The 4,481-nt window shown below is 41.2% G+C and carries 3 protein-coding genes; 1 reads left to right on the top strand and 2 read right to left on the bottom strand.

Translation table 11 applies throughout. The features are described 5' to 3' along the window. On the bottom strand, positions 1-1,383 hold a 1,383-nt coding region (locus L650_RS0104465; protein ID WP_029772333.1), incomplete at its 3' end, for a gamma-glutamyltransferase family protein. A 97-nt stretch (positions 1,384-1,480) separates the two neighbouring features. Between L650_RS0104465 and rrtA the strand changes: the two genes are divergently transcribed. Further along, complete coding sequence (rrtA, locus tag L650_RS0104460; protein WP_029772332.1) at positions 1,481-2,065, top strand: rhombosortase; 585 nt, start codon at positions 1,481-1,483, stop codon at positions 2,063-2,065. A gap of 78 nt (positions 2,066-2,143) precedes the next feature. On the opposite strand, the gene L650_RS0104455 is transcribed toward rrtA, so the two are convergent. Next, positions 2,144-4,477 carry a prolyl oligopeptidase family serine peptidase gene (locus tag L650_RS0104455; RefSeq protein ID WP_085065425.1) on the bottom strand — a complete coding sequence of 778 codons (2,334 nt, stop codon included), beginning with the start codon at positions 4,475-4,477 and terminating at the stop codon, positions 2,144-2,146. Positions 4,478-4,481 lie beyond the last annotated feature (4 nt).

Here is a 4,481-nt window from a genome sequence, read left to right as displayed (position 1 = left end):
GCCCGCCTCAACGCGGTTAGCTACTAATTTGCCGTCAATGCGTGGCGAAAGCGCAAAATCGGTTAATTGGTTATTTAAAATAAAGCCATTAACCATCACAGTTGAGCCAAACGCCATTTCAATTGAACTGGTCATTGATACGGCATTACCAAAGCTATCTACAATGGATACATGCGATGTTGATGGCAGTTCAAAAGAATCATCTTTTGCGTAGCTTAAATAGCCTACTGGGTTACCTGCTTCTGCTTTTGTGTCTTGCTCAGTAATAAGCTTGGCGCGCGATGCAATGTACTTTTTATTTAACAGCTCTTTGGTAGGCACTTGTGTAAAATCTGGGTCGCCCATGTACATATTGCGATCGGCAAATGCTATGCGTGAGGCTTGGCTAAAGTAATGAATTGCCTCTTCGCTATTAGGTTTAAGCGCGCTCATGTCTTTGTGTTCAAGCAAGCCTAAAATTTGTAATACCGCTACACCACCACTGCTCGGTGGGGCCATAGAGCACACATTATAAGCACGGTATTTAATACATACTGCGTCGCGTTGCTTGCTTTTGTAATTAGCTAGGTCTGATTCGCTTAATGTACCCGGTGCAATTTTTGAATTTTGCACTGCGTTTACCATTTGCTTAGCGTTATCGCCTTTATAAAATGCATCAATGCCTTGTTTAGCAATGTCTTTGTATAAATTTGCTAAAGGCTGATTTTTCTTAATAGTACCGGCTTTAATTAATTCGCCATTAGGGTAAAAGTACTCGTTAATCACCGGCATACTCATTACACCTGGGTTTAATTGGCGTGCCAATAAACCGTGTAAACGTGGCGACACCTCAAAGCCCTGCTCGGCAAGTTCAATAGCGGGTTTAAATAACTCGCTCCACGCAAGTTTACCGTATTGTTGATGCGCACTTGCAAAGGCGTGCAAAATACCTGGCACACCCACAGAGCGACCGCCAACAACTGCTTCAATCCACTTAACGGCTTTACCGTGTTTATCTAAAAACAGGTTTTCGTCTGCATTTTGTGGCGCGGTTTCACGGCCATCAAAGCTTGTAAGTAGGTTATCGGCTTTGTTGTAGTACATCATAAATGTACCACCACCAATGCCCGATGATTGTGGCTCAACTAAGGTAAGTACTAATTGCGTTGCAATTGCCGCATCTACCGCGCTTCCGCCTTTAGCTAAAATCTGTTGTCCGGCTTTTGAGGCATACGGGTTGGCCGCGGCCACCATGTATTGATCACCAGTTACTAATTGTTTTTGTACAATTGAGGTGGTGGCTTCTGGCTCGCGAATTTCTAATTTTGCAGGTTCTTTTGCTATTGTTGGCAGCGTTACTGCAAACAAACCAATAGTAAATAATGACTTAAGTTTAAAATGCATAAAAATACTAAAAACACTTAATTACGTAGTTGTATTTGGCATCTTAAAGTTAAACGGGCACAATATGCAAAAATTTTGACTAAAAAAACATAATAAAATGCTTAATTTACCGCTACAACCTCGTTATTTACTTCCGCCATTATTTTTGATGCTTTTTAGTATTGTTTTTGCTGCATTTGATTTAAATAATTTACTTGAATTTAACCGAGCACTCATTGAAAACGGCGAAGTTTGGCGAGTGTTTACCAGTCAATTCGTACACGCTAACTGGGCGCATTTAGGATTAAATGCATTAGGCATATTTTTAATTTGGTTGCTGCATGGCGAATACACGTCGCCTGCGCGTTATGCCTTTAATGTGTGTTTTTTAGCACTGTGGTGTGGGCTCGGCGTATTATGGTTTTGCCCTGCTATATCTATATACACGGGGTTAAGCGCCCTATTACATGGTGTTATTATTTGGGGAGCGGTAAAAGACATTACCCTATCGCTTAAATCGGGTTATTTATTATTTATAGGCGTGTGGATAAAAATAATAATGGAGCAAGTAAACGGCCCCGATGCCAGTATTGGCCAATTAATTGATTCAACCGTTGCCATTGATGCGCACTTAATTGGCGCGGTGGGCGGCACATTGCTTGGCATACCTTTAGCAATTAAATACTTAAAAAATAGCGATTAAGCTTTTCAATATTAATAAAAACGCCGCGTTAGTTAACACGGCGTTTTTGTTTTTACACTTTAATTTTTAAATTTAAGATTAAAGTGTTTCTTTAAATAATTTATGAATACGGCGGNGGTATTCATCTAACCAGCTTGACGGCTGTACAAAGCCATGCGGCTCTACCGGAAAGATAGCCGTTTCAAAGTTTTGCTTTTCAAGTTCAATTAATCGCTGTACTAAACGTACTGAGTCTTGAAAAAACACGTTATCGTCAACCATAGGCGCGTTAATTAATAAGCGCTTGTTTAAGCCCTCTGCGTAATAAATTGGCGAGCTGCGCTCATACGCAATGGGATCTACATCTGGGTGATTTAAAATATTAGCCGTGTAAGCGGTGTTGTAATGCGCCCAATCGGTTACTGGACGAAGTGCTGCCCCAGATTGAAATAGCTCAGGGGCAGTAAATAGCGCCATAAAGGTCATAAACCCGCCGTATGAGCCACCGTATGTGCCTACTGCGTTAGTATCAACATTTGCGTTTTGCGCCATCCATTTAACGCCATCTGCTAAATCTTGCGTTTCAGGTGTACCCATTTGGCGATAAATCGCAGTACGCCAATCGCGACCATAACCTTTAGAAGCGCGGTAATCCATATCCATCACTATGTAACCTTCATCGGCAAGTAATGAATGAAACATAAACTCACGAAAATACACAGACCAACCCATGTGTGAGTTTTGTAAGTACCCTGCTCCGTGGTTAAAAATAACCGCTTTACGGGTTTTGCCTGTTTCACCTTCTACATAGTCACTTGGGTAATACACCTTGGCATAAATAGGTTGCTCTGTGTGGCTAGATGGCACAGCAACAATTTTAGGTGCGGTGAGCTTTTTAGCTAAAAATTCATCCGACACCGTATGGGTGAGCTGTGTCGCTGTGGTGTTTGCTTTAGCATCGGCAACAAAAAGCTCTGTTGGCATTGTTATTTTAGAGTGCTTAAGCAGTAATTTACTTTCGTCTGGGCTTAACGTGTAGTCGGTCATACCGTTAAGGTCAGTTACTTGCTCGTTTTTACCTGTTTGTGGATTAACACGGTAAATTTCGTAAAGGCCTGGGTGCTCTACGTTTGCTTTGTAATAAATAGCGCTATTATCATGAGTTAACGTAATGTCCGATACTTCAAACTGGCCACTAGTTAAAGCGGTTGCTTTGCCGTTAAGCGGTTTTTTGTAAAGCTGACTATAGCCCGACTCTTCTGATAAGTAATACAGGGTTTTTGAATTATGTAACCAGCCAAAATTGTTAAACGCGTAGGCTATCCAAGCATCATCATGTAGGCGGTGCTGCGACACAAGCTCGTTTTTATCAAAGTCGATTGTGGCTATCCAGCGGTCTTTGTTATCCCACGCCTCTAGCATAATGGCAACTTGCGTGCCGTCATCGTTCCACACTATGGGAGCTTGGTTTAAACCCCAATTAGTAATTAAGTTAATACCGCGTGGCGCTTTTTTAGAATTATACGTTTTACCATCACGCGCGTAGTTTTCTTTTTTAACCTCGGCTAAAACATCTTCATCAAAGCCCGGTAGCGTATCAAAGCTCAGTGGCGTTTGTGTTTTATCTACAAGGTTAATGTGTATCACCGATGATGTTTGCTCTTTTGCATCAGCCACACGACGGCGCACTTTTTTAGGCTCAATAGTGGCATCATCGGTGATGTAATTAGGCATAATATCGCCTTTATCACGCCACGATTGCTGCTTTTGCAGCACAACAATTAAAGCATCACCGTTTGGCGATAGTTGCGCTTCTTTAATTACATTGCCATCACCTAAATAAAAAGCGGTGTTAGCAATGGAGCTATTTTGTGCGTTTATTTGCTCATTGCGTGTTTGCGTATCCTGTTTGTTTTTATGCTGCAGCGCCACAAACTCAATCAGTTTATGCTGCTCTTTTGCAATGTAACTAGTTGGCTCTTGTAAGCCTTTTGGCTTATCGGCCAATTTTAAGTTAGCAAGCTCTGTACTTAGCCCTGTTTTTAAATCAACTTTAAAAAACACATTACCTTGGCGGTAAACTAAATCGCCATTGTTTAAAAACTGTGGTTTAGACTCATTAGCTGAGGTGGCTGTTATTTGTTTAAGTTCACCCGTTGTTAGGTTTTTAACAAATACATTGCCTTTAAACGTATAAGCTTGAAGTGTTCTATCTGATGAATAAACCGCTTTAGAAGCACCTACAGTATGCAGTTTATCAAGTGATACTTGCATCGCTTTTTTGCTGTTAATTGGCTGGCTATAAATATCGTTTAGGTTACTGCCTTGCTGCTTTTGAGCATAAATAGTGGTGGCTGAATCACTTGCCCAGTACGCATTTTTAGGCTGGTTGCCTATCCAATCAGGGTTTGCCATGGCTTGTTCTAGCGTAATATTT

This window comes from Pseudoalteromonas sp. TB51, from assembly GCF_000498055.1.
Lineage (GTDB): Bacteria > Pseudomonadota > Gammaproteobacteria > Enterobacterales > Alteromonadaceae > Pseudoalteromonas > Pseudoalteromonas atlantica.
This window is presented reverse-complemented; position numbering and strand designations above follow the sequence as displayed.

Coding starts and splice junctions, on each gene's coding strand:
- rrtA (WP_029772332.1), top strand. CDS start 1,481: ATGCTTAATTTACCGCTACAACCTCGTTATTTACTTCCGCCATTATTT.